Genomic DNA, 23,837 nt, shown 5'->3' on the forward strand with positions numbered 1-23,837 from the left:
TGCATCGATCGGCAATGGCGGGGAAACCGTTTCCACGGAAAACGCGCCACTGTAACCGAATTCGTCAGTCGACACGATACGAAACTCTCCTATCCGGAAATTGAGAAGAGTCCCGATCGCCCGACGGAATCGTTGCGACCGCGTGACCGGTTAAAGAAATCCCCGACAACGCCGATAACTCGCCTGATAGAGCGTGCCACGCCCGTTTCGGCACGCCCCGGCGGCAGGCCGCGCTGAAGCGGTTTTCCCGCGCGCCGCCGTTTGCCCGGCCGGGCGGGCGCCGCCGCCAGAACCCAACGAGAACATGCAAGCGAATCGGATCACCGCCTCACGCCGCGCACCGTGGCGCATCGCGCTCGATGCGCTCTCCCGCGCATGGGGAAGCGCCGCGCGCGCGGGCCGGGAAAGCGTGCTCGACTCGCATCCCGAACCCGGCGACGCGCCCTCGACGCCGGACGGGCAACCCGCATCAGCGGTGCCTGGCGCCGGCGCCATCGCGGCCGCCGCGTCCGGCGCTCCCGGTCCCAGAAACGCCGTCAGCGCGGGCGCATCCGAAGCCGCGCTCGGCGCCGTCGACTTCCTCGCGCAGCTCGACGACGCGCTGCGCTTCCAGTATGTGTCGGATGCGAGCATCGAGTTCATCGGCTATCACCGCGACTATCTGAGCATGCTGACGCTGCACGATCTCGTCGCATCCGAGGAGGCCGACGAGCTCCACGCGCTCGTCGCCCGGGCGCGCGCGAGCGGCAAGCTCGAATCGGCGACCCTGACCGTCGTGAAGTCGCTCACCTATCCGGTCTGCGTGGAGCTGCGCCTCATCTCGAGCGCCGCGCACGGCACGCCCGGCTTCGCGCTCGCCGCCTTCGACGTGTCGCACTGGCGCGAGCGCGAGACCTCGCTCACGCACGCGCTGAATCACGATCCGCTCACCGGTCTCGAGAACCTCGTCGCACTCAAGGCGGCGATCGGCGCGGCGCAGGCCGCGGCCGAGCTCACGCGCACGCACGCGGGGCTCGTGCTGCTCGACATCGACGACTATCAGCGCATCAACCGCGCGCTCGGCTACGACGCCGGTGACGAGTTGCTGCGCGAAACCGCGCGTCGCATCCAGCACACGGCGGGGCACGGCGAGCGCGTCGCGCGCGTGGCCGGCGACGAGTTCGCGGTGCTTTTGCCGCCGGGCACCACGGCGGAACTCGCCGAAAGTCTCGGGCGGCGCCTGCTCACCGCGATCGCGCAGCCGTACCGGCATCGCGGCCAGCACACGCACCTTTCAGCGAGCGTGGGCGTCGCGCTGTATCCGGACCAGGCCGGCAAGAACGCGCGAAGCGGCGCGCAAACGAGCCTTCTGCGCATGGCCGATCACGCGCTCGCGCAGGCGAAGGAATCGGGCGGCAACGCGCTCGTGTTCCACACGCTCGACGACAACCCCGCCGACGCCGAACGCCTGAAGCTCGAGGCGGACCTGTACGAAGCGGTGCGCAACGGCGAGTTCTCGCTCTTCTTCCAGCCGATCACGAAGATCCGCACGGGCGCCGTGGTCGGCGTGGAAGCGCTGATGCGCTGGAATCATCCGGTGCACGGGCTCGTGCCGCCGTCGACCTTCATCCCGCTCGCGGAATCGATCGGGCTCATCAACTATCTGGGCAACTGGGTGCTGAAAGCCGCCTGCATGCAGATCGTGCAGTGGGACGCAATCGGCATCCGGCTCGACTACGTGTCGGTCAACGTGTCGCCGCAGCAGTTCCGCGACAAGCGTTTCACCGCCGCGGTAAAGGAAGCGCTCGCGCTCACGGGCATCGACGCGCGGCGCCTCGTGTTCGAGATCACCGAGAGCCTTCTGATGCACGATCCGGAGGAAGCGACGCGCCTGCTCGAAGCGCTCACGTCGATCGGCATCCGCTTCGCCGTGGACGACTTCGGCACCGGCTATTCGAGCCTCGCGTACCTGCAACGTTTTCCGCTCTCGAAGCTCAAGATCGACCGCAGCTTTGTCGAGAACCTGATTACGTCCCGCAACAACCGCGCGATCGTGAGCGCGGTCGTCGGGCTCGCGCAGTCGCTCGGGCTCGAGCTCGTCGCCGAAGGGGTCGAAACGGAGGCGCAGCGCGACCTGCTCGCCGACCTCGGATGCGATCATATTCAGGGCTGGCTCATCAGCCACGCGTTGCCGTCGGACGAGCTGGCGCGATCGTTTCAGTCGAATTCGCTCGTGTTGCATGGAGCATGATGGAGCGGACAATTGTTCGTGTTCCAATCGAGGAATGCGCCGTAACTCCCTAATAACGTGTATCTTTCCATGTTATCGGGCGCTGGATTCGGTTTTGTCGGGCCGCCTCGGGTCAGCAGTCGCGTAAACGAGCAGGGTTCTTATTGTTAGCAATGGCACGCACCAAGGCCGAACTATTGGACAAGTTGTGGGCGCGCATGAGCGAGCGCGGGGATTTCCCCATGCTTTCTCAGGCACTGCGCTCGACCGTGTCCGCGATGAGCGATGACGACCTCGACTTCACGGCGCTCGTGCAGGTCGTGCTGTCGGACGTCGGCCTCACGCAGAAGGTGCTGCGCCTCGCCAATTCGGCGATGTACATCGCGTTCGGCGGCAACATCACCACGGTCACGCGCGCGCTGACGGTCCTCGGCATGGATGCGGTCGGCCATCTCGTCGTGGGCCTGAAGATCGTCGATCACTTCCATCAGAGCGCGCCGCGCCGCATCGACGCGAAGCTCGAACTCAACCGCACGCTGCTCTCGGGCGCGGTCGCGCGGCAGATCACCGAGCACTCGGACCTGCGCTCCGCTGAAGAAGCGGTCGTCTGCACGCTGATGCGGCAGATCGGCAAGCTGCTCGTCGCGTTCTATCTCGAGCACGAATGGGATCAGCTGCGGCGCAAGGCCGCGTCGGAAAACATCAGCGACAGCCTCGCGTGCGCGGCGCTGCTTGGCGTGACCTTCGACGAAATCGGCATCGAGGCCGCCGACCGCTGGCGTCTGCCCGAGACGATCCGCCAGGGCATGCGCGCGAGCGATCCGAGCGCGCCCGCCGATGAAACCGCGCCGAAGCACGTGCGCTGGCTGCAGGCCGTCACCAACTATTCGACCGAAGTCGCCGACGCGCTCACCGCGCAGAACGTCGCCGCCGACGGCCGCGAGTCGATGCTCGTCGACATCGCCAACCGCTACAGCGGCGCGCTCAACACCGATCCCGAAACGCTCGCGTCGATGAGCCTCGCGCTCGCCGACGAGGAAGCGAGCGACGGCGTGATCCGCGAAATCTCCGAATTGCAGGCGAACGCCGATGCGATCGCGCGCGCGAACGTCTCGGCCGAGGCGCGCATCGGCGCGAGCGTCGAGGACTTGCGCTCGCTGCCGTCGAAGAGCGCCCTGGCGCCCGCGCTCGCGCTCGCCTCCGAGTCGCTCCTCGCGAGCCTCCACCTCTCGCGCACCGTGGTGTTCGTGCGCCAGGCCAACAACGAATTCCACGCGCGCCTGGGGCTGGGACACGGCGTCGAACCGATGCTGCGGCAACTGCGCTTCTCGGCCGAATTCCGGCCGGACGTGTTCCATCTCGCGATCACGAATCCGGTGGGCATCTTCATCGAGAATGCGCACGACGCGCGCATCGATGCGCGCCTGCCGCGCTGGTACAAGGACACGCTCGGCGAGGCGCAGGCCTTCGTGCTCCTGCCGGTGAAATCGAGCGATTCGACCGTCGCGCTCGTCTACGGCGACTGGACGCATCCGCAGCACGTGCGCAAGATCTCGCCGCCCGAGATGAGCGCGCTGAACGAGCTCACCAAGGAGCTGAGCCGTTTTTTTTCCAGCGCGAACTGGAAGGAAGTCGAGCTGATCTGAGCAGCGGCTTCCTTCCCGCGCGCGTCACTTCACGCTGAATCGCGCTTCAGGATCGCCAAGGCCTGCGCGCCGTAGCGCACGATATAGCCGCCGTGCGCGCGCTGCCAGTCGAGCGCGTCGTGCTCGTTCGCAAACCAGTTCTTCTCGAAGTCGTTGAACGCGCCGGCATCGAGCCGATAGCGGTCGATCGCGGCGGCCGGGCATGCGTCGATATCGGCCTTGCATGCGTCCCAGCTCGCGTAGCCGAGCTCGGCGGCGAGCATCGCGAGAAGATGCTTCAGTTGCAGGTCGTCGCGAAGCGCGTGCAGGTCGGCGAGGCGCGCGGCACGCGTGATCTTCGCCGCGAGCAAGCGGCGCAGCACGGGCATGGCCGCGCTCGTGTCGCCGTCGCGGGCGTGACGAAGCAGGCGCCGCGCATGCTCGCGCAGATAGTCGCTATTGGATACGGAAGAAGAGATCGGGCAGGATGTTGACCACATGACGTTGTTCCCTTATTGCGCCGTTCTCGCTGCGGCTGAAAAGGTTCGACGTTGCGGTTTGATCCGGAAGACGTTCACTGCGCGGCAAGTGCGCAAGACTTTCGCGAGACCGGGCGCCCTGCCGCGCCCGTCCGCGATTCTATTCGATGTAGTGCGTCAGGCCAACTGGAATTTCCCGACCAGCGTCTTCAGCGCGCGCGCCTGATCGTCGAGCGATTGCGCCGCCGCGGCAGCCTGCTCGACGAGCGCGGCGTTCTGCTGCGTGCTCGCGTCCATCTTCGTCACGGCCTCGCCGATCGACTCGATGCCGGTCTTCTGCTCGGCGGACGCCGCCGAAATCTCGCCCATGATGTCCGTCACGCGGCGCACCGCCTTCACGACTTCGTCCATCGTCACGCCGGCTTCCTGCGCGTAGGTCGAGCCGTCCGACACGCGCGACACCGACGCGTCGATCAGCGCCTTGATCTCCTTGGCCGCCGCCGACGAACGCTGGGCGAGACTGCGCACCTCGCCCGCGACGACCGCGAAGCCGCGCCCCTGCTCGCCCGCGCGCGCCGCCTCGACCGCCGCATTCAGCGCGAGGATGTTGGTCTGAAACGCGATGCCCTCGATCACGCCGATGATGTCGCCGATGCTCTTCGCGCTCGTGTCGATGCGCTGCATCGTCTCGACGACGCGGCTCACCACCGCGCCGCCCTTCTCCGCGATTTCCGACGCATTCGCCGCGAGCGTGCTCGCCTGCTTCGCGTTGTCGGCGTTCTGGCGCACCGTGGACGTGAGCTGCTCCATGCTGGTCGCGGTCTTTTCCAGCGCGACCGCCTGCTCTTCCGTGCGGCGCGACAGGTCGACGTTGCCCGTCGATATCTCGCTCGATGCCGATGCGATCGCCGCAGCCGCCGCCGCGATATCGCCGACGGTGGCCGAGAGGCCTGCCTGCATTTCGGCGAGCGCGTGCAGCATGCTGGCGTCGTCGCGGCGCTTGAGCGTGATCCGGTACGCGAGGTCGCCCGAAGCGATGCGGCGCGCGATGTCCTTCGCGTAGCCGGGCTCGCCGCCGAGTTGTCCGGCGAGACGCCGCACGACCCATTCGGAGACGACGATCGCGAGCGCGAAGAGCGCGAGCGTCAGCGCCGACACCATCACGAACGACGAATGGAAGATGAACGCCGCGCCATCGATGGTGGCCTTCGCGGCGGCGCCACGGCGCGCAACGAGATCGTCGACCATCTTTTCGAGCTTGCCGGTCTCGACGAGCAGCGACACGTCCTGCGTGCCGACCTGCCAGTTCATCTGCGAGAGATCGAGCGGCTGCTCCTTCACGAGCTTGACGAAGGCGCGCAGGTTCTCGCTCCAGGTCGCGAGCGCGCCGGCGACACGCTTCTGCTGCGCGAGCGCGTCCTTGTCCGCGTGATCGATGTATTGCGCGAGCTGCGCCTGCTCCTTGTTGATGTCGGCGAGCGACTGCTCGATCTGCGCGCCGAGCTCGTCGCGCTCCTTGCCGGTGCTCGCGGTGAGGAGCATCTTCTGCGAGCGGCTCGCGCGCAGCAGATAGCCGCGCGTTTCTTCCGCCGCGCGGCTCGCGACGTAACCTTGCGTATAGATGGATTCGGTCGCGCCGTTCAGGCGGCTGATCTGTGTGAGCGAGATTGCGCCGATGGCGAGCGTGCCCGCCAGCACGAGCCCGAATGCCAGCCTGAGCGACGCCTTGACGGACAGCGTGCGCTTGCTCGCCGCGCGCTCGTGCAGTCCCGCGGATGCGGCTTCGGCGTTCGCCAGAAAGCCCGCGTCCTTTGCGCCGCGTAGCGAAAATAGTTTCATCGATCGATCCCCGAATTTGATCTGCGGACTTGGCCGTCGTGCGGTGCGTCCTGGTCTGGTCCCGCCGGTAGTACGGCAGTTTTGCCGGCTTTCTTGAGCCGTTTTTAATCGAAGCGAACAGGCGTTCGTTCACCATCATTTTTATAACCGGCCAAAAATCATTGCGTCAGACGAAATAACCCGCAGGCCGCGCGATCCTGTCCGATTCGCGACAAAGCTTGGCAGCACAACGCAACGAGGACATCCTACACTTGTCAGAAATTCAGTCCGCGCATAAATCATCGGGCCGAAAAAATAAAAAACCGGGACGACTTCCGCTTACACCAGCCATTCACCATGCAAACGAGTATCGACAAGGGCACGCTGTCGCCCGCCGGCGCGTCGGCCGGATCTTCCGCTGCGAATTCAACGGCGAACTCCGCGAATACGGGCGCGCAACGCACCGTTTATTCCGTCCTGGGCGCGATCAGCTTCTCGCACCTGCTGAACGACATGATCCAGTCGCTGATTCTGGCGATCTACCCGATGTTCAAGAGCGAGTTCGCGCTCACGTTCGGGCAGATCGGCCTGATCACGCTGACGTATCAGATCACTGCGTCGCTGCTGCAGCCGATCGTCGGGCTCTATACCGACAAGCATCCGAAGCCTTATTCGCTCCCAGTCGGCATGGGCTTCACGCTGTCGGGTCTGCTGCTGATGTCGGTCGCGGGGAATTTCGGCACGCTGCTCATCGCGGCGGCGCTGGTCGGCTGCGGTTCGTCGGTATTCCATCCGGAGTCGTCGCGGGTCGCGCGCATGGCCTCGGGCGGCAAGCACGGGCTCGCGCAGTCGCTGTTTCAGGTCGGCGGCAACGCCGGCTCGTCGCTCGGGCCGCTGCTCGCCGCGCTGATCGTCATTCCGCATGGACAGAAGAGCATCGCGTGGTTCTCGGTGGCGGCGCTCGTCGCGATGTTCGTGCTGGCCAATATCGGCCGCTGGTACAAACGTCATCCGGCGACGAAGAAAGGCCACGCGCAAGTGGCGCACGCGACGCTTCCGCGCAACAAGGTCGTCATGGCGATGAGCGTGCTCGTGCTGCTCGTGTTCTCGAAGTACTTCTATCTCGCGAGCATCACCAGCTACTTCACGTTCTATCTGATCAGCAAGTTCGGCGTCTCGGTGCAGACCGCGCAAATCCACCTCTTCGTGTTCCTCGCAGCGGTGGCGGCGGGCACGATCATCGGCGGTCCGGTCGGCGACAGGGTCGGACGCAAGGCGGTGATCTGGGTGTCGATTCTCGGCGTCGCGCCGTTCACGCTGCTGATGCCTTACGCGAACCTCTTCTGGACGGGTGTGCTGTCGGTGATCATCGGGCTCGTGCTGGCCTCGGCGTTCTCGGCGATTCTGGTCTATGCGCAGGAGCTGATTCCGGGCAAGGTCGGGATGGTCGCGGGCCTGTTCTTCGGTTTCGCGTTCGGGATGGGCGGCGTCGGCGCGGCGGTGCTCGGGCATCTCGCGGATGCCACCAGCATCGATTACGTCTACAAGGTCTGTGCTTTCCTGCCGCTGCTCGGCGTGCTGACCGTCCTGCTGCCGAAGATGCACGAGGCGCGTGCGAAGGCCTGATCGCGGCTTCTGATTCGTTCCGGCGGGCGCGCCGGTCCTTCAGCGGACCGCGCGCCCGTCGCGTTTTCGGCGCTTGGTTCGGCGCTCAGTTTCCCAACGCCTCCCGCACCTGCATCAATGCGCCCGGATCCTCGATCGTCGGCAACTCGCCCGGGTCGCGCCCTTCGGCCAGCGCGGCGATCGCGCGGCGCAGCAGCTTGCCGGAACGCGTCTTCGGCAGCATCGTCACGAAATGCACGCGAGCCGGCCGCGCGATCGCGCCGAGCTGCGAATCCACCGCGTGGCACAACTCCGACTCCATCCCCTCGCGCGCGCCCGGCGCATTGATGCGGTCGGCGTCGCGCAGCACGACGAACGCCGCCGCGGCCTGCCCCTTCACCGCATCGGCGATGCCGACCACGGCCACTTCCGCCACCGCCGGATGCGCCGACAGCGCCTCCTCGATCTCGCGCGTGCCGAGCCGGTGCCCCGCCACGTTGATCACGTCGTCGGTGCGCCCGAGAATCGACACGTAGCCGTCTTCGTCCTGCACGCCCCAGTCGAAGGTCGAGTAGACCATTTGATTCGGCACGCTCTTCCAGTACGTGTCGAAGAAGCGTTCGTCGTCGCCCCAGACGGTCTGCATGCAGCCCGGCGGCAGCGGATATTCCAGCGTGACGACGCCCTTCTCGCCCGGCGCGCAGACATCGCCCGTCGCCTCGTTGCGCAGCTTGAGATCGAAGCCCATCGACGGCACGCCCGGCGAGCCGAGCTTCGACGGCAATGCCTCGATGCCGCGCGGAATCGCGATCATCGGCCAGCCTGTTTCGGTCTGCCAGTAGTTGTCGATGACGGGCTTCTTCAGCGCGCTCTGGATCCACTGCGCGGTGGGCTCGTCGAGCGGCTCGCCCGCGAGAAAGAGCGTGCGCAGGCTCGACAGGTCGTATTTCTCCATCAGCGCCGGATCCTGCTTCTTGAGCACGCGGATCGCGGTCGGCGCGGTGAACATCAGGTTGATGCCGTACTGCTGCACGAGCCGCCACCAGATGCCGCCGTCGGGCCGGATCGGCGTGCCTTCGTACATCACGGTCGTCAGCCCCGCGATCAAGGGCGCGTAGATGATGTAGCTGTGTCCGACCACCCAGCCGATGTCGGATGCCGTGAACATCGTGTCGCCGGGCGCGCCCTGGAAGATATGCTCCATCGACGCCGCGAGCGCGACCGCGTATCCGCCGACGTCGCGCTGTACGCCTTTCGGCCTGCCGGTCGTGCCGGACGTATAGAGAATGTAGGAAGGCTCGTTCGATTCGAGCCATTCGCATGGCACGTGGGCATCGAAGAACTGCTCGCGCAGCGGCTCGTACGCGACGAGATAGCTCGCCTGCAGACGCTCCGGCGCAAGCTGCCGGTCGATCAGCAGCACCTGCGGCACCTTGAACTGCGCGCGCGAGAGCGCCTCGTCGACGAGCGGGGTGTAGTCGATCACCTTGCCCCCGCGCGCGCCGGCGTCCGCCGTGATGATGAGCGCGGGCTCGGCATCGTCGATGCGCGCCGCGAGATTGGGCGCGGCGAACCCGCCGAACACGACCGAATGAATCGCGCCGATGCGCGCGCACGCGAGCATCGCGAAGAGCGCCTCGGGGATCATCGGCAGATAGATGAGCACGCGGTCGCCGCGCTGAACGTGCAGCGAGCGCATGACGGCCGCCATGCGATTCACTTCCGCATGCAGCTCGGCGTAGGTGTAGCGGCGCTCGATGCCCGTTTCCGTCGAGACATAGACGAGTGCGTCCTGTTGCGCGCGCGAGGCCAGATGACGATCGACGGCGTTATGGCACAGATTCGTCCTGCCGCCGACGAACCAGCGCGCGAACGGCGGCTTGCTGCGGTCGAGCACCTGACGGAACGGAGTCTGCCAGTGGATGCGGCGGGCCTGCTCGGCCCAGAACGCTTCGGGCTCCTCGATCGATTGGCGATACGCTTCTCGGTAAGTCGGCATGCGCGTCCTCTGAAGGTGGAAGGCCTCGGCTCCGCTGCTGTGCATGGGACCGGAGCAAGCGCCAAAGGCGCCGACTCCGCTCGACACAGCATAGAGCAGCCCGCCGACCCCTGCTAGACAGGGCGCGCCCTGATCGTTCAGACCGCCTGGGTGCGCGTGCGCGCGGTGGACGCGTTTTCCGGAATCGAGTGCTTGAGCAGCACTGGCGCGAGCTCGCCCGCGACCCGCATGCTCGACACGACGACCGTGCGCACGCCGCTGCCTTCGGTCATCTTGCGCAGGGTTTCGCGCGTCGTCGCGCGCGCCTCGATGCGCGGCTCGATCACGATCAGGCCGCGGCAGAACGCTGCGAGCGTTGCGCGATGCGTGCGCATCCATGCCGCGCGCAGGCGCGCGTCGTCGGCGGTTTCGTGCTCGTCATGCTCGGTAACCAGCACGAAGGGCGTCCACAGCGCGACGAGCCGCCGCATCTGCGCGCTCCATGCGAACGCGTAGCCGGGCTTCACGGCACGCGGGCGCAGCCGCACGAGCGGAAAGCGGCTTGCATCGAAGAGACGCGCGTCGAGCGCGAGCGAGGGAAGTGTCACGGATTTCGAAGAGGAATCGGCGGCGTTCACAGCGGTTTCGGGCTCCAGTCATTCAGCGCGGCGACGAGGCTCGGCCAGCGGGAACGCCGCGGCACAACGCGCTTCTTCGGGTTCGATGCGCGCGGCGGGCGGCGCTCGGCTTTCACCTGCGTCTGGCTCGCATCGGCGTCGCGCCATGCGCGGCGCGTCGTTTCGAGCACCTTCGCGGCGTTCACGGATATTGCACACACCTCCTTCGGCTTACCCCGCTCGTCCGTCCCGCGTGCCGGGCGCGCCGCGCTCGCCGCGCCGATGGCGATGAAATCGTTGGTCATGTCCTCGGGCCTCCTGTTGTGCTCAGGCTGTATGAGCGATTGTATTGAGAATCATTCTCAACCACAAGCGGCAATTGAGGAAAGGAGAAATGGCGGAAAAGCCCTGCCCGCGCGGGCTTCGGGCTGAATCAGCCGGCCGCGCGCAGAAAGCGCGACAAAATGCCCGACGAGTAGGTTGCGGCAATCGCCGTGAGAAACTCGGCGAACGATGCGGGCGCGGCGGCGTCCGCCGTATCGGAGATGGTCCGCACGACGGCGCACGGTACATCGTGCTCGTAGCAGACCTGCGCGATGGCCGCGCCTTCCATTTCCACGGCGAGCGCGTCCGGCAGCGCGTCGCGCAGGGCGAAGAGCGCCTCGTGGCTCGCGATGAAGCGGTCGCCGCTCGCGACGAGACCGCGACGCATGCGCGGCGCGGCCACGGCGAAGCGCTCCGCGACCGTGGCGCCTTCTTCGGCGATGAACGCATCGGCGGCGGCGGCGAGCGCATCGGAAAGCGCGCGGTCGGCGTCGAAGCGCGCGCGGTCGAGCAGCGGCACTTCATAGCGCGGAAAAAGCGGCGACGCATCGAGATCGTGCTGCATCAAGGCATCCGCGACGACGATGTCGCCCACCTGCACGTCCGCGCGCAAGCCGCCCGCGACGCCCGTGAAGACGATCGCGTCGGCCTCGAAGACATGGATGAGCGCGCTCGCCGTCGCGGCCGCCGCCACCTTGCCGATGCGCGCGAGCGTGACGACGGAAGGCACGCCGTGCGCCTCGCCGACGTAGTACTCGCGCCGCCCGAGCGCGACCGTGCGGACCTCGCCCGCCGCCTGCATCTGCGCGATCAGATCGCCCAGTTCCTGCGGCAGCGCCGCCATGATGCCGAGCCGCTTCATTCGACGGCCTGCAGTTTCGCGACCGCGAGCGCGAGCCACTTTTCTCCGTGACGCTTGAAGCGCACCTGCGCGCGGGCGTCGCCGCCGGAGCCTTCGAGCGCCGTCACCGTGCCTTCGCCGAACTTCGTGTGGAAGACGGCCTGGCCGACCTTGAAGCCGGTATCGGCCGCGCGCTGCTCGTTGGCGAACGACGGCAACGCCTGTGTGGACTGCCCGCCGCCGTAGGAAGAGCCGCCGCGCTCCTGTCCCGGCCGCGCGAACCAGTCGCGGCCCCAGCCGGCGTTATCGGAGCGTCCGCCCCAGCGCGCGCCCGGCTCGATCTTTGGCGTGAGCCACTTGAGCGCGCCTTCGGGCAATTCGTCGAAGAAGCGCGAACGGATGTTGTAGCGCGTCTGCCCGTGCAGCATGCGGCTTTGCGCGAACGACAGATAGAGCCGTTCCTTCGCGCGCGTGATCGCCACGTAGGCGAGACGCCGCTCTTCCTCGAGCCCGTCCGATTCCTGCGCGCTGTTTTCGTGCGGGAACAGGCCCTCTTCCAGCCCGGTGATGAACACCGCCGTGAATTCGAGGCCCTTCGCCGCGTGCACGGTCATCAGCTGCACGGCGTCCTGGCCGGCCTGCGCCTGGTTGTCGCCCGCTTCGAGCGATGCATGCGAGAGGAAGCCGGCGAGCGGCGTCATGGTGTCGGGATTCTGCGCGGGATCGGTGATGCCGGGCGCATCGAGCACCTCGATGTCGCCGCCCACGCCCGCCGCCGCGATCTCCGGCGCGGCCGTCGCGCCCGGGCGCAGCGGAATGGAGCGCGCGGGCGTGTCGAGGCCATAGCCTTCCTCGCTCACGAACGCCGCTGCCGCGTTCACCAGCTCCTGCAAGTTCTCCAGGCGATCCTGGCCTTCGCGCTCGGTTTCGTAGAACGCGGCCAGACCGCTTGCGCGCACGACGTATTCGACCGTCTCCGGCAGGCTCATCTGCTGCGTTTCCGCACGCATCTTCGCGACGAGCGTCGCGAACGCGCCGAGGCTCGTTCCCGCCTTGCCGGTCACGTAGGGCACGGCCGCCGCCATCGAGCAGTTGTAGAGACGCGCGGCGTCGGCCAGTTGCTCGATGGAACGCGCGCCGATGCCCCGCGTCGGGAAATTGACGACACGCGCGAACGCCGTGTCGTCGTTCGGGTTGTCGATCAGGCGCAGATACGCGAGCGCGTGCTTCACTTCCTGCCGCTCGAAGAAGCGCAGGCCGCCATACACGCGATACGGAATGCCCGCGTTCACGAGCGTATGTTCGATGGTGCGCGACTGCGCGTTGCTGCGATAGAGCACCGCGATCTCGCCGCGCGAGACGCCCGTATTGATGAGCGCCTTGATTTCCTCGACGATCCAGCCCGCTTCCTGCGAATCCGTCGCGGCTTCATAGACGCGCACCTGCTCGCCGTGCCCCGCGTCGGTGCGCAGATTCTTGCCGAGCCGTCGCGCGTTGTTGGCGATCAGATAATTCGCCGCATCGAGGATATGGCCGTGCGAGCGGTAGTTCTGCTCCAGCTTGATGAGATTCCTCACGCGGAACTCGCGCTCGAAGTCGTGCATGTTGCCGACGTTCGCACCGCGGAAGGCATAGATCGACTGGTCGTCGTCGCCGACCGCGAAGATCGCGTTGTGCTCGCCCGCGAGCAGCTTGAGCCACGCGTATTGCAGCTTGTTCGTGTCCTGGAACTCGTCGACGAGAATATTGCGAAAGCGCGCCTGATAGTGCGCGCGCAGCGGCGGATTGTGCGCGAGCAGCTCGTAGCAGCGCAGCAGCAGTTCCGGAAAATCCACCACGCCTTCGCGCTGGCATTGCTGGTCGTAGGCCTGGTAGAGCTCGACGAACTTGCGGTTGAAGTCGTCGGTCGCGTCGACGTCCTTCGGACGCAGGCCCTGCTCCTTCGCGTTGTTGATGAAGTACTGGAGATTCTTCGCCGGATACTTCTCGTCGTCGACGTTCAGGCCCTTCATGAGCCGCTTGATGGCGGAAAGCTGGTCGGACGTATCCAGAATCTGGAAGGTCTGCGGCAGGCCGGCGTCGCGGTAGTGCGCGCGCAGCATGCGGTTGCACAGGCCGTGGAAGGTGCCGATCCACATGCCGCGCGTGTCGATCGGCATCATGGCCGACAGACGCGCCAGCATCTCGCGCGCGGCCTTGTTCGTGAAGGTGACGGCGAGCACGGTCGACGGCGACGCGTAACCGTGCTGGATCAGCCACGCGATGCGGGTGATGAGCACGCGCGTCTTGCCGCTGCCGGCGCCCGCGAGAATGAGCGCGGACTCGTCGGGCAGCGTCACGGCGGCGAGCTGTTCGGGATTCAGGTTGGCGAGCAAATCGGGCATGGAAAACCAGGACGCGGATAGAACGAGGCGGGCCGGTCATTATAAGACCGCGCCGATGGCAGCGTTCGGGCGCGGCGGGTCCGGGCGGGGCCCAATTCGTCCGGCGGCCTGCCCGGAACCTTATAATTGGGGATTCTCCGCATCTTTTCACGCATTTTTCGGCAGATTCCAACAATGAGCGACAGCACGCTTGCGAAGAGCTTCGAGCCTCACGAGATCGAGTCCCAATGGGGCCCGGAATGGGAAAAACGCGGGCTTTCCGCCCCCACGTTCAAGGAAGGCGCGAAGAATTTCTCCATCCAGTTGCCGCCGCCGAACGTCACCGGCACGCTGCACATGGGGCACGCGTTCAACCAGACCATCATGGATGGCCTGACGCGCTATCACCGCATGCTCGGCGAGAACACGCTGTGGGTGCCGGGCACGGACCACGCGGGCATCGCGACGCAGATCGTCGTGGAACGCCAGCTCGATGCGCAAGGCATTTCGCGCCACGATCTCGGCCGCGAGGAGTTCCTGAAGCGCGTCTGGGCGTGGAAGCAGCAGTCCGGCTCGACCATCACGAATCAGGTGCGGCGCCTGGGCGCGTCGATCGACTGGTCGCGCGAATACTTCACGATGGACGACAAGATGTCGGCCGCCGTGCGCGACGTGTTCGTCACGCTCTACAAGCAGGGGCTCATCTATCGCGGCAAGCGGCTCGTGAACTGGGACCCGGTGCTCGGCACGGCGGTGTCCGATCTCGAAGTGGTGAGCGAGGAAGAGAACGGCCATCTGTGGCACATCCAGTATCCGCTGCCGGACGGCTCGGGCCATCTGACGGTCGCGACGACGCGTCCGGAAACCATGCTCGGCGACGTCGCCGTGATGGTGCATCCGGAAGACGAGCGCTATCAGCATCTGATCGGCAAGACGGTGGTGCTGCCGCTGTGCGACCGCGAGATTCCGATCATCGCGGACGAATACGTGGACCGCGAGTTCGGCACCGGCGTCGTGAAGGTGACGCCCGCGCACGACTTCAACGACTACGCCGTCGGCCAGCGCCACAAGCTGCCGCAGATCGAAATCCTCACGCTCGACGCGAAGATCAACGACAACGCGCCCGAGAAGTATCGCGGCATGGACCGCTTCGACGCGCGCAAGCAGGTCGTGAAGGATCTGGAGGCGCTCGGCCTGCTCGAATCCGTCAAGCCGCACAAGCTGATGGTGCCGCGCGGCGACCGCACGCAGGTCGTGATCGAGCCGATGCTCACGGACCAATGGTTCGTCGCGATGAGCAAGCCCGCTCCGGAAGGCACGTTCAATCCGGGCAAGTCGATTACGGAAACGTCGCTCGATGTCGTGCGTAGCGGCAAGATCAGGTTCGTGCCGGAGAACTGGACCACCACGTATTATCAGTGGCTCGAGAACATCCAGGACTGGTGCATCTCGCGTCAACTCTGGTGGGGCCACCAGATTCCCGCGTGGTACGGCGAGAACGGCGAGATCTTCGTCGCGAAGACCGAAGCGGAAGCCCGCGCCGAAGCCGACGCGCAAGGCTACAAGGGCCCGCTCAAGCGCGATGAGGACGTGCTCGACACATGGTTCTCGTCCGCGCTCGTGCCGTTCTCGTCGCTCGGCTGGCCGAACGAGACGAGGGAGCTGAAGGCCTTCCTGCCCTCTTCCGTGCTCGTGACGGGCTTCGACATCATCTTCTTCTGGGTCGCCCGGATGGTGATGATGACCACGCATTTCACCGGCAAGGTGCCTTTCGACACCGTTTATGTGCACGGCCTCGTGCGTGACGCCGAAGGCCAGAAGATGTCGAAGAGCAAGGGCAATACGCTCGACCCGATCGACATCGTGGACGGCATCGACCTCGAATCGCTCGTCACGAAGCGCACGACGGGCCTCATGAACCCGAAGGCCGCCGCGCAGATCGAGAAGAAGACGCGCAAGGAATTCCCCGAGGGCATTCCATCCTTCGGCACGGACGCGCTGCGCTTCACGATGGCGTCGATGGCCACGCTCGGCCGCAACGTGAATTTCGACCTCGCGCGCTGCGAGGGCTATCGTAACTTCTGCAACAAATTGTGGAACGCCACGCGTTTCGTGCTGATGAACTGCGAAGGCCACGATTGCGGCTTTGCGAACCCCGGCGCGTGCAAGCCGGGCGATTGCGGCCCGGGCGGCTATACGGATTACTCGCAGGCCGACCGCTGGATCGTGTCGCTCCTGCAGCGCGTGGAAGCGGAAGTCGAAAAGGGTTTCGCGGACTATCGTTTCGACAACGTCGCGAGCGCGATTTACAAGTTCGTGTGGGACGAGTATTGCGACTGGTATCTGGAACTCGCGAAGGTGCAGATCCAGACCGGCACGCCTGAGCAGCAGACCGCGACGCGCCGCACGCTCCTGCGCGTGCTGGAAACGGTGCTGCGCCTCGCGCACCCGATCATTCCGTTCATCACGGAAGCGCTGTGGCAGAAAGTGGCGCCGTTGACCGACGCGTTCCCGGCGGGCGCCAAGGAGGGCGAAGTATCGATCATGACGCAGCCGTACCCGCGCGCCGAGCAGAAAAAAATCGACGAATCCGCGGAACAGTGGGCATCCGAACTGAAAACCGTCATCGATGCATGTCGTAATCTGCGTGGCGAAATGAATCTGTCGCCCGCGGTGAAGGTGCCGTTGCTCGCGCACGGCGACGCGGCGCGTCTTTCCGCGTTCGCGCCATACGTCGCCGCGCTCGCGCGTCTGTCCGAAGTGAAGATCATCGACGACGAAGCCGCGCTCGACCGGCAAGCGCACGGCGCCCCGGTCGCGATCGTGGGCAGCAGCAAGCTGGTGCTGAAGGTCGAGATCGATGTCGCGGCCGAGCGCGAGCGCCTGACGAAGGAAGTGGACCGTTTGAACAACGAAATTGCCAAATGTAACGCGAAGCTTGGCAATGAAAGTTTTGTTTCAAAAGCGCCGGCCGCTGTCGTTGAACAGGAGCGGAAAAGGCTGGCAGAATACGGAACCACTATCGAGAAACTTCAGGCGCAGTTATTGCGTCTGCCTGCTTGAATTGGGGGTTCGAATCACCAATCGAACGCACCCGGTTGTCTCGACGTTCTAAATGATTAAGAGGATCAGGGTTATCACATGCTAAAAGTTACCAAAGCGGTTTTTCCTGTCGCGGGTCTGGGCACGCGGTTTCTTCCCGCGACCAAGGCCAGCCCGAAGGAAATGCTGCCAGTCGTGGACAAGCCGCTGATTCAATACGCGGTCGAGGAAGCGATGGCGGCCGGCATTACCGAAATGATCTTCGTCACCGGGCGCAGCAAGCGCGCGATCGAAGATCACTTCGACAAGTCCTACGAGATCGAAGCGGAACTCGAGGCACGCGGCAAGGACAAGCTGCTCGAGCTCGTGCGCAGCATCAAGCCGAGCCATGTGGACTGCTTCTACGTGCGTCAGGCCGAAGCGCTCGGTCTCGGCCACGCCGTGCTGTGCGCGGAGAAGCTCGTCGGCGATAACCCGTTCGCGGTCATCCTCGCGGACGACCTGCTGTATGGCAAGCCGCCCGTCATGTCGCAGATGATCGAAGTGTTCGACCACTATCACAGCTCGGTGATCGGCGTGGAAGAGATTCCGCCGGAAGACTCGAAGTCGTACGGCATCATCGACGGCAAGGAGTGGGAAGACAACATCTTCAAGCTGTCGGGCATCGTCGAGAAGCCGGAGCCGGCAGTCGCGCCGTCGAACCTCGGCGTGGTCGGCCGTTATGTGCTGAAGCCGCGCATCTTCGATCACATCCGCGCGCTCAAGCCGGGCGCCGGCGGCGAGCTGCAGCTGACGGACGCGATTCAATCGCTGCTGTCGGACGAGCAGGTGCTTGCGTACAAGTATCACGGCACGCGTTTCGATTGCGGCAGCAAGCTGGGCTATCTGAAGGCGACGGTGGAGTTCGCGTTGCGCCATCCGGAAGTGAAGGCGGAATTCGAGGAATATCTGCGCACGCGTGCGCCGATTCTCGAAGGCTGAAAATAGTTCCCAGCTGTGGGAAATCAACGGGCAGGAAGAGCGGCCAACGCTCTTCCTGCCCGTTTCAATTTCAACCGGCCACGCACGCTTTTGCGGGTTGGCTCTCCGTCATCTCTCGAATTTCAGAGTAGTCGTTTAGACAGGATACCGAATTATCCATATAGTTTTTACGCGAGGCCGTGAATAAGAGCCAGCATCGCGTCAACAAAAACGATGGAGCATTCGGCATGAGGAACAAAGCACTTCGTCTGCGCTCGCTGCTACATCGATGTTGTCGGGTCTGAGTCTGTCCGCGGCGGCGGCGCCCGCGTCGTCCTTACTTGAAGGCCAGCGGTTCGCCATGAAATCCGAAGTGGCGAGCCTCCCGGCCGTTGAGACATAAAAGCTGGCGTTCGGTTACTGGATTTGCTCGGACTATGTGACTGAAACCGACTGCTTCTGGCTGCCGGGCGGCTGATCCTGGGGAGCGTGCCGGGCCTTTCGCCTTCAACTGTCTGCCCCCCACCGGCGCTTACCGACGCCGCATGAGAAAGGTGAATACCTTGTCCTGCGCCGTCGCTTCGACGATTTCATTGCCGGTCTGCTTGGCGAACGCCGCGAAATCGCGCTGCGATCCCGGGTCGGTCGCGAGCACCTTCAGAATCTGGCCGCTCGTCATGTCGGCGAGGGCCTTCTTCGCCCGCAGGATCGGCAACGGGCAGTTGAGCCCGCGCGCGTCGACTTCCTTGTGAACTTCCATCGCGATTGAACCTTCCGTATGCCTGTTGGGGCGTGCGCTCATTGAAGGCTCGATTTTAACGCAGGGTTCACAAATCCACCGCACGCCCGCCCTCATATGCCCGGCGCATCGCGCTTGACGACGCAACGAAAATTCTCCCCACACGCGAATAGTACGTCGCAGCCGTATAAAATTTTATACAATGAACAATGAGAAGGAAATCCGCTGGGTCGGCTCATCCTACGACGACATCCTCGAATTCCCAGCGGAGGCTCGCCGCGAAGCCGGCTTCCAGCTTGGCCGCCTTCAGGTCGGGCTCGATCCCGAGGACTGGAAGCCGTTTGACGACCTCGGTCCCGGCGTGCGCGAAGTTCGTATCCGGGACGCGCGTGGAATCTACCGTGTGATGTACGTGGCCAAGTTCGAGGAAGCGATTTATGTGCTTCATTGCTTCCAGAAGCAAACGCAAGCGACGTCCAAGCAGGACAAAGAAGTCACAGCGGTTCGCTATCGCGCGATCGTGCGGGAAAGGAAGGCGCAGACATGAAAAAAATGGACACACACGTGCGGCACGTGACGAAGCCCGGAGCGAACCTGTTCGCCGAACTGGGCTTTGCACCCGAAGAAGCGCGACGGTATCAAGCGGAGTCGCAGGCACTGATCGGTCAGACACTGATGCTCAAGGAACAGCTCATGGACGAGCTGGCTTCTTGGATCGAAGCACATCACCTCAAACAAGCCGAAGCAGCCGACATACTGCACGTCACGCGGCCGCGGGTGTCGGACGTCGTGAACAAGAAAACCAGCAAATTCACCATCGATACGCTGGTGGAGATGCTGGCTCGAATAGGTAAGCCGGTGAAGCTGGTGGTGGGCTAAAGGCGCACACCCGCCACACCGGCCTCGAAGCACGCTTTGACCGGCGACCCGGCACGCTCACAATTCCACCGCGCCCCCCGCCTCATACGCCTCGCGCATCGCGATGCCGATGCGCGTCGCCTCCCGCGCATCCTCCAGCGTAAGCCCGGTCGGCTTCCCTTCGACGAGCGCCGCGACGAAGGCCTGCGCCTCGCGCAGGAACGCATCCTCGAAACGCTCGAAGAACGTCGGCGTGCACGCATTGCGCACGCCGTGGGCGTCGGCGATCTCGACGCGGTTCGCGCGCGGATTGCGCCCGACCGACAGCGCGCCCGCCGTGCCGATCACTTCCGTCTGCGTGTCGTGGCCGTGCGCCATCGTGCGCGACGCGTAGAACACCGCGAGCCGCCCATCGTCGAACTCGACGACGCCCACGCCATTGTCGATGTCATTGCACTCGCGCAAGCCTTCGTGAATCGCGATGGTGCCGCTCGCATACACGCGCTTCGGCTTCGGATTGCCGAGGAGCCAGCGCGCGAGGTCGATGTCATGCACGCTGCAATCGAGAAAAAGCCCGCCCGAAGTCGGCGCGAAACGCACGAAGAAACCTTCGGGATCGTTCTTGTCGCAGGTCTGCGAGCGCACCATGAACGGCCGGCCGATCGCGCCCGCGGCAACGCTGTCGAACGCGTCGCGATAGCTCGCGTCGAAGCGGCGCACGAAGCCGATCATCACGTGCAGATGCGGATGGCGCGCATGCTCTTCGATCACGGCATCGCATTCGGCGAGATCGAGCGACAGCGGTTTCTCGCAGAACACATGCTTGCCCGCACGCAAAGCGGCGATGATCTGGGTCGCGTGCAAGGACGTGGGCGTGACGAGCCAGACGGCATCGATGGATTCGTCCGCAAGCAACTCATCGTAATCAGCATGAAGCGCGAGCTGGGGCAGGTGTTCCTGCGCCCAGTCCCGCTCCTCTTTCACGGGGCTGCAAGCCGCGACGAGTCGCGCGCCCGGCACATGCCACGCGAGATTCCCGGCGTGACGCCGCCCGAGCCGGCCCAATCCGACGATACCGAAGCGCACCGTATTCATGCGGCATTCTCCCCGAGCCTGACGATGCGCTTCTCGCGCCAGGAAAGCGTCGCGGCTTCAGCGAGTTCCAGCGCCTTCAGCCCATCCGCAACCGTCGTGCGAACCGGCTTGCCGTTGTTGACCGCGTCGAAGAAATGTGCGATTTCCGCCGCGTAAGCCGCGCGATAGCGTTCGAGGAAGAACGCCTCGGGCTTGTCGCTCGACACCGCGGTCTGCGTATAGGCGATGACTTCGGTCGGCCGCACATTGCCCGCCTGCAGCATGCCCTGGCTGCCGAGCAGCTCGAAGCGCTGATCGTAGCCGTACGCCGCGCGCCGTGCCGTGTTGATCTGGCACAAACGGCCGCGCTTCGTGCGGATCGTCACCGCGGTCGAATCGATGTCGCCCGCATCCGCAATCGCGGAATCGGCGAGGCAACTGCCCGTCGCGTGCAGCGTGTCGGCTTCGTCATCGAGAATCCAGCGGAAGATGTCGAAATCGTGGATCAGCATGTCCTTGAAGATGCCGCCCGAGTGCCTGATGTACTCGACGGGCGGCGCGCCCGGATCGCGGCTCGTCACGATGAGCATTTCCGGATCGCCGATCTCGCCCGCATCGATGCGCGCCTTCAGCGCCGAAAAAGTGGGATCGAAGCGGCGCTGAAAGCCGATCATGCAGACGACGCCCGCCTTCCGCACGGCATCGGCGCATGCGCGGGCACGCTCGATCGTCAGATCGACGGGCTTCTCGCAGAACACATGCTTGCCCTGCGCCGCGGACTTCAGGATCAAATCCGCATGCGTGTCCGTGCTCGAACATACGACCGTCGCGCCGACGGATGCATCGCCCATCGCGCCGTCGATGTCGGCTACCTGCGCGCCGTGTGCTTGGGCCAAAGCGGCAGCCGCGTCGCGGTTCACGTCGACGACGTATTTCAAACGCACGCCCGGCTGCCGCGCGAGATTCGCCGCATGAATCCTGCCGATGCGCCCTGCTCCGAACACCGCCACATCAATCGTCATAGCCACCTGTCTCCTTGGATTCCTCGACATTCAACTCGAGCCGGTACGCGAGCGCGATGAACAACGCCTGGCACAGGCAAATGGTGCTCGTGAGCGAGCGGAACGCGAACGCGCTGCCCTCCTTCACGAACAGGCTCGCGCTCGCGTGACGCGCGAGCGGCGAAAGCTGGCTATCGGTGATGACGAGGGTCTTCGCGCCGTGATGCTGCGCGGCGCGCACGCAGTATTGCGTCTCCTTGCCGTAGGGCGCGAAGCTGATCGCGACCACCACGTCCCCCTTCTTCACGCTGCGGATCTGCTCGCGGAACATGCCGCCGAAACCCGAAATCAGATGCACGCGCTTCTTCGTGTGCTGCAATGCATAGACGATGTAGCTCGCCACCGCGAACGAGCGGCGCACGCCGATCACATAGATGTTCTCGGCTTGCGAGAGCATCTCGACGGCGGCTTCGAACTGCTCGTCGTCGAGACCGGCTTCGAGCTCGTCGAGACCCGTGCGGCTCGCGGCGATGAACTCGCGCGCGACCGACACGCCCGACGCCTCGCCGGCTTTCTCGTCGATGAGCTTGCGGATGCGCTGCTGATAGCTCTGCTGCGCGCCGCCGCCGCCCGCGTAGGCCTGCCGGAACACCGCCTGCAAGTCGGAGAAGCCGGAGAAGCCGAAGCGCTGAGCGAAGCGCACGACCGCGGACGCATGCACGCCGCACGCGCTCGCGATATCGCTCGTGCGGTCCATCATCACGCTCGAGCGATGCTGCTCGATATACGTCGCGACGCTCTTCAACTGGCGCGGCAGCGAATCGTACGAGTCGGTGATCCGCTGCATCAGCTCCTCGACGCTCGGGACTTCGGTGCTTGTCTCATCCATATCAGCGCTCGTCTTTTACGCGCTCGAGGGCGAGCGCCGTGGAACCGATTATAGGAAGACGGCAAGCAAATTGGAATGTATTTTCCATTTGTCGAGCACGTAAAATTTCTATTGCAGACCACCGAAAACTGACCTAATCTTGGTCCTGAGCACGGCGCCGAATGTGTCCAACCCGGTGCCGGCTCGCGAAAACATCACACCAAACAACAACCGAGATAGGTGGAGACAATGACCCTTTGCAACGGTCGGGCCGCGCTGCGGGCGCTGGTGGCTGCTGCTGCGTTGTGCAGCGCAGCGTTGATCGCGTCGAGCCCCGCTCAGGGGGCGCCCGACGCGAAGTTCGTGCTGATCAGCCACGCCCCGGACTCGGATTCGTGGTGGAACACCATCAAGAACGCGATCAAGCAGGCGGACGAGGACTTCAACGTCCAGACCGACTACCGCAATCCGCCGAACGGCGATATCGCCGACATGTCGCGCCTGATCGAGCAGGCCGCCGCGCGCAACTACGACGGCGTCATCACCACCATCGCGGACTTCGACGTGTTGAAGAGCGCGATCAACAAGGTCACCGCGAAGAAGATTCCGCTCGTGACGATCAACTCCGGCACCGAGGAACAGAGCGCGCAACTGGGCGCGATCATGCACGTCGGCCAGCCGGAATACGTCGCGGGCAAGGCAGCCGGCGAGAAGGCCAAGGCCGCGGGCGTGAAGTCGTTCCTGTGCGTGAATCACATCGCGACGAATACGGTCTCGTTCGACCGCTGCCGCGGCTTCGCCGATGCGCTCGGCGTCGACTACAAGGCCGCGACGCTCGACTCGGGCCAGGACCCGACCGAAATCCAGTCGAAGGTCTCCGCGTTCCTGCGCAATCATCCGGACACGCAGGCGATCCTCACGCTCGGACCGACGCCCGCTTCCGCGACGCTCAAGGCCGTTACGCAAATGGGTTTGCAGAACAAGATCTATTTCGTGACCTTCGACTTCTCGGATGACATCGCGAAGGCGATCAAGGACGGCACGATCAAGTTCGCAATCGATCAGCAGCCGTATCTGCAAGGCTATATCCCGGTGGCGGTGCTCGCGATCGTGAAGAAGGACCATACCACCGACCCGGCGAAGATCCGTCAAATTCTCGAAGCGAACCCGAAGTTCAAGGCGCGCCTCGAAACCTACGGATTGCAGCCGTCGTACGGTCCGAAGAACATTCGTTCCGGCCCGGGTTTCATCACCAAAGAGAATCTCGACAAGGTCGTGAAGTACGCGGGCCAATATCGTTGATCCCCGCCTGACCTTCTTGGGGCGGCGCTCCCGACGCCGCCCGTCTTTATCAACGTTCATCGCTTCTTGCTGCGTCCGCTCGCGGACGCGGCGGGGGCGCGCACATCGGTACCGCAGCGAACTCAAGTCTCAAG

Annotated in this window: 19 protein-coding genes; 8 read left to right on the forward strand and 11 right to left on the reverse strand. The window is 64.7% G+C overall.

Annotation, left to right across the window (positions count from 1 at the left end; genetic code table 11):
* Positions 1-304: 304 nt before the first annotated feature.
* Positions 305-2,230 (forward strand): putative bifunctional diguanylate cyclase/phosphodiesterase, encoded by a 1,926-nt coding sequence (locus AWB83_RS01145; protein ID WP_087042411.1) that lies wholly within the window; start codon positions 305-307, stop codon positions 2,228-2,230.
* 152 nt (positions 2,231-2,382) lie between these two features.
* Positions 2,383-3,855, forward strand: a complete 1,473-nt coding sequence (locus AWB83_RS01150) for an HDOD domain-containing protein (RefSeq protein ID WP_087042412.1) — start codon at positions 2,383-2,385, stop codon at positions 3,853-3,855.
* A 29-nt stretch (positions 3,856-3,884) separates the two neighbouring features.
* Here the strand turns inward: AWB83_RS01150 and AWB83_RS01155 are convergent, their stop codons facing one another.
* Entirely contained in the window at positions 3,885-4,334 is a 450-nt protein-coding gene (locus tag AWB83_RS01155; RefSeq protein ID WP_087042413.1) for a hypothetical protein, read from the reverse strand.
* A gap of 156 nt (positions 4,335-4,490) precedes the next feature.
* Positions 4,491-6,152 (reverse strand): methyl-accepting chemotaxis protein, encoded by a 1,662-nt coding sequence (locus AWB83_RS01160; protein ID WP_087042414.1) that lies wholly within the window; start codon positions 6,150-6,152, stop codon positions 4,491-4,493.
* Between the two features lie 336 nt (positions 6,153-6,488).
* Here AWB83_RS01160 and AWB83_RS01165 point away from each other — a divergent pair, with 336 nt between their 5' ends.
* The gene (locus tag AWB83_RS01165; RefSeq protein ID WP_087042415.1) at positions 6,489-7,757 is read left to right on the forward strand and encodes an MFS transporter; all 1,269 of its coding nucleotides are present in this window, start codon (positions 6,489-6,491) and stop codon (positions 7,755-7,757) included.
* An 85-nt stretch (positions 7,758-7,842) separates the two neighbouring features.
* On the opposite strand, the gene AWB83_RS01170 is transcribed toward AWB83_RS01165, so the two are convergent.
* The 5 genes from AWB83_RS01170 to AWB83_RS01190 form a co-directional block, all read right to left on the reverse strand.
* Entirely contained in the window at positions 7,843-9,735 is a 1,893-nt protein-coding gene (locus tag AWB83_RS01170) for a propionate--CoA ligase (RefSeq protein WP_087042416.1), read from the reverse strand.
* 137 nt (positions 9,736-9,872) lie between these two features.
* Positions 9,873-10,322, reverse strand: a complete 450-nt coding sequence (locus AWB83_RS01175; protein WP_244197522.1) for a hypothetical protein — start codon at positions 10,320-10,322, stop codon at positions 9,873-9,875.
* Positions 10,323-10,348: 26 nt separating this feature from the next.
* Complete coding sequence (locus AWB83_RS01180) at positions 10,349-10,636, reverse strand: hypothetical protein (RefSeq protein ID WP_087042418.1); 288 nt, start codon at positions 10,634-10,636, stop codon at positions 10,349-10,351.
* A 128-nt stretch (positions 10,637-10,764) separates the two neighbouring features.
* Entirely contained in the window at positions 10,765-11,517 is a 753-nt protein-coding gene (locus tag AWB83_RS01185) for a 5'-methylthioadenosine/adenosylhomocysteine nucleosidase (protein WP_087042419.1), read from the reverse strand.
* The gene (locus AWB83_RS01190; protein WP_087042420.1) at positions 11,514-13,880 is read right to left on the reverse strand and encodes a UvrD-helicase domain-containing protein; all 2,367 of its coding nucleotides are present in this window, start codon (positions 13,878-13,880) and stop codon (positions 11,514-11,516) included. Before AWB83_RS01190 ends, AWB83_RS01185 begins: the two co-directional genes overlap by 4 nt.
* Before the next feature lie 174 nt (positions 13,881-14,054).
* Between AWB83_RS01190 and AWB83_RS01195 the strand changes: the two genes are divergently transcribed.
* Together AWB83_RS01195 and galU are read left to right on the forward strand one after the other, a co-directional pair.
* Complete coding sequence (locus tag AWB83_RS01195) at positions 14,055-16,922, forward strand: valine--tRNA ligase (RefSeq protein ID WP_087042421.1); 2,868 nt, start codon at positions 14,055-14,057, stop codon at positions 16,920-16,922.
* Between the two features lie 78 nt (positions 16,923-17,000).
* On the forward strand, positions 17,001-17,882 hold the full coding sequence (gene galU, locus AWB83_RS01200; RefSeq protein WP_087042422.1) for a UTP--glucose-1-phosphate uridylyltransferase GalU: 882 nt from the start codon (positions 17,001-17,003) through the stop codon (positions 17,880-17,882).
* A gap of 511 nt (positions 17,883-18,393) precedes the next feature.
* Here galU and AWB83_RS01210 read toward each other — a convergent pair.
* Positions 18,394-18,621, reverse strand: coding sequence for a sulfurtransferase TusA family protein (locus AWB83_RS01210; protein ID WP_087042423.1), 228 nt, complete (start codon positions 18,619-18,621; stop codon positions 18,394-18,396).
* Between the two features lie 181 nt (positions 18,622-18,802).
* On the opposite strand from AWB83_RS01210, the gene AWB83_RS01215 reads away from it, so the two are divergent.
* Together AWB83_RS01215 and AWB83_RS01220 are read left to right on the forward strand one after the other, a co-directional pair.
* A complete protein-coding gene (locus tag AWB83_RS01215; RefSeq protein WP_087042424.1) occupies positions 18,803-19,147 on the forward strand; it encodes a type II toxin-antitoxin system RelE/ParE family toxin in 345 nt (114 codons plus the stop codon).
* Positions 19,144-19,479, forward strand: coding sequence for a helix-turn-helix domain-containing protein (locus tag AWB83_RS01220; protein WP_087042425.1), 336 nt, complete (start codon positions 19,144-19,146; stop codon positions 19,477-19,479). Before AWB83_RS01215 ends, AWB83_RS01220 begins: the two co-directional genes overlap by 4 nt.
* A gap of 57 nt (positions 19,480-19,536) precedes the next feature.
* Here the strand turns inward: AWB83_RS01220 and AWB83_RS01225 are convergent, their stop codons facing one another.
* From AWB83_RS01225 to AWB83_RS01235, 3 genes are read right to left on the reverse strand one after another with little or no spacing between them, the layout of a single operon-like run.
* Complete coding sequence (locus AWB83_RS01225; protein WP_087042426.1) at positions 19,537-20,553, reverse strand: Gfo/Idh/MocA family oxidoreductase; 1,017 nt, start codon at positions 20,551-20,553, stop codon at positions 19,537-19,539.
* Entirely contained in the window at positions 20,550-21,554 is a 1,005-nt protein-coding gene (iolG, locus tag AWB83_RS01230) for an inositol 2-dehydrogenase (protein WP_087042427.1), read from the reverse strand. Before iolG ends, AWB83_RS01225 begins: the two co-directional genes overlap by 4 nt.
* A complete protein-coding gene (locus AWB83_RS01235; RefSeq protein WP_087042428.1) occupies positions 21,544-22,422 on the reverse strand; it encodes a MurR/RpiR family transcriptional regulator in 879 nt (292 codons plus the stop codon). Before AWB83_RS01235 ends, iolG begins: the two co-directional genes overlap by 11 nt.
* Positions 22,423-22,650: 228 nt before the next feature.
* On the opposite strand from AWB83_RS01235, the gene AWB83_RS01240 reads away from it, so the two are divergent.
* Positions 22,651-23,703 (forward strand): sugar ABC transporter substrate-binding protein, encoded by a 1,053-nt coding sequence (locus AWB83_RS01240; protein WP_087042429.1) that lies wholly within the window; start codon positions 22,651-22,653, stop codon positions 23,701-23,703.
* Positions 23,704-23,837 lie beyond the last annotated feature (134 nt).

It is taken from the genome of Caballeronia ptereochthonis (assembly GCF_001545075.1).
Taxonomy (GTDB): domain Bacteria; phylum Pseudomonadota; class Gammaproteobacteria; order Burkholderiales; family Burkholderiaceae; genus Caballeronia; species Caballeronia ptereochthonis.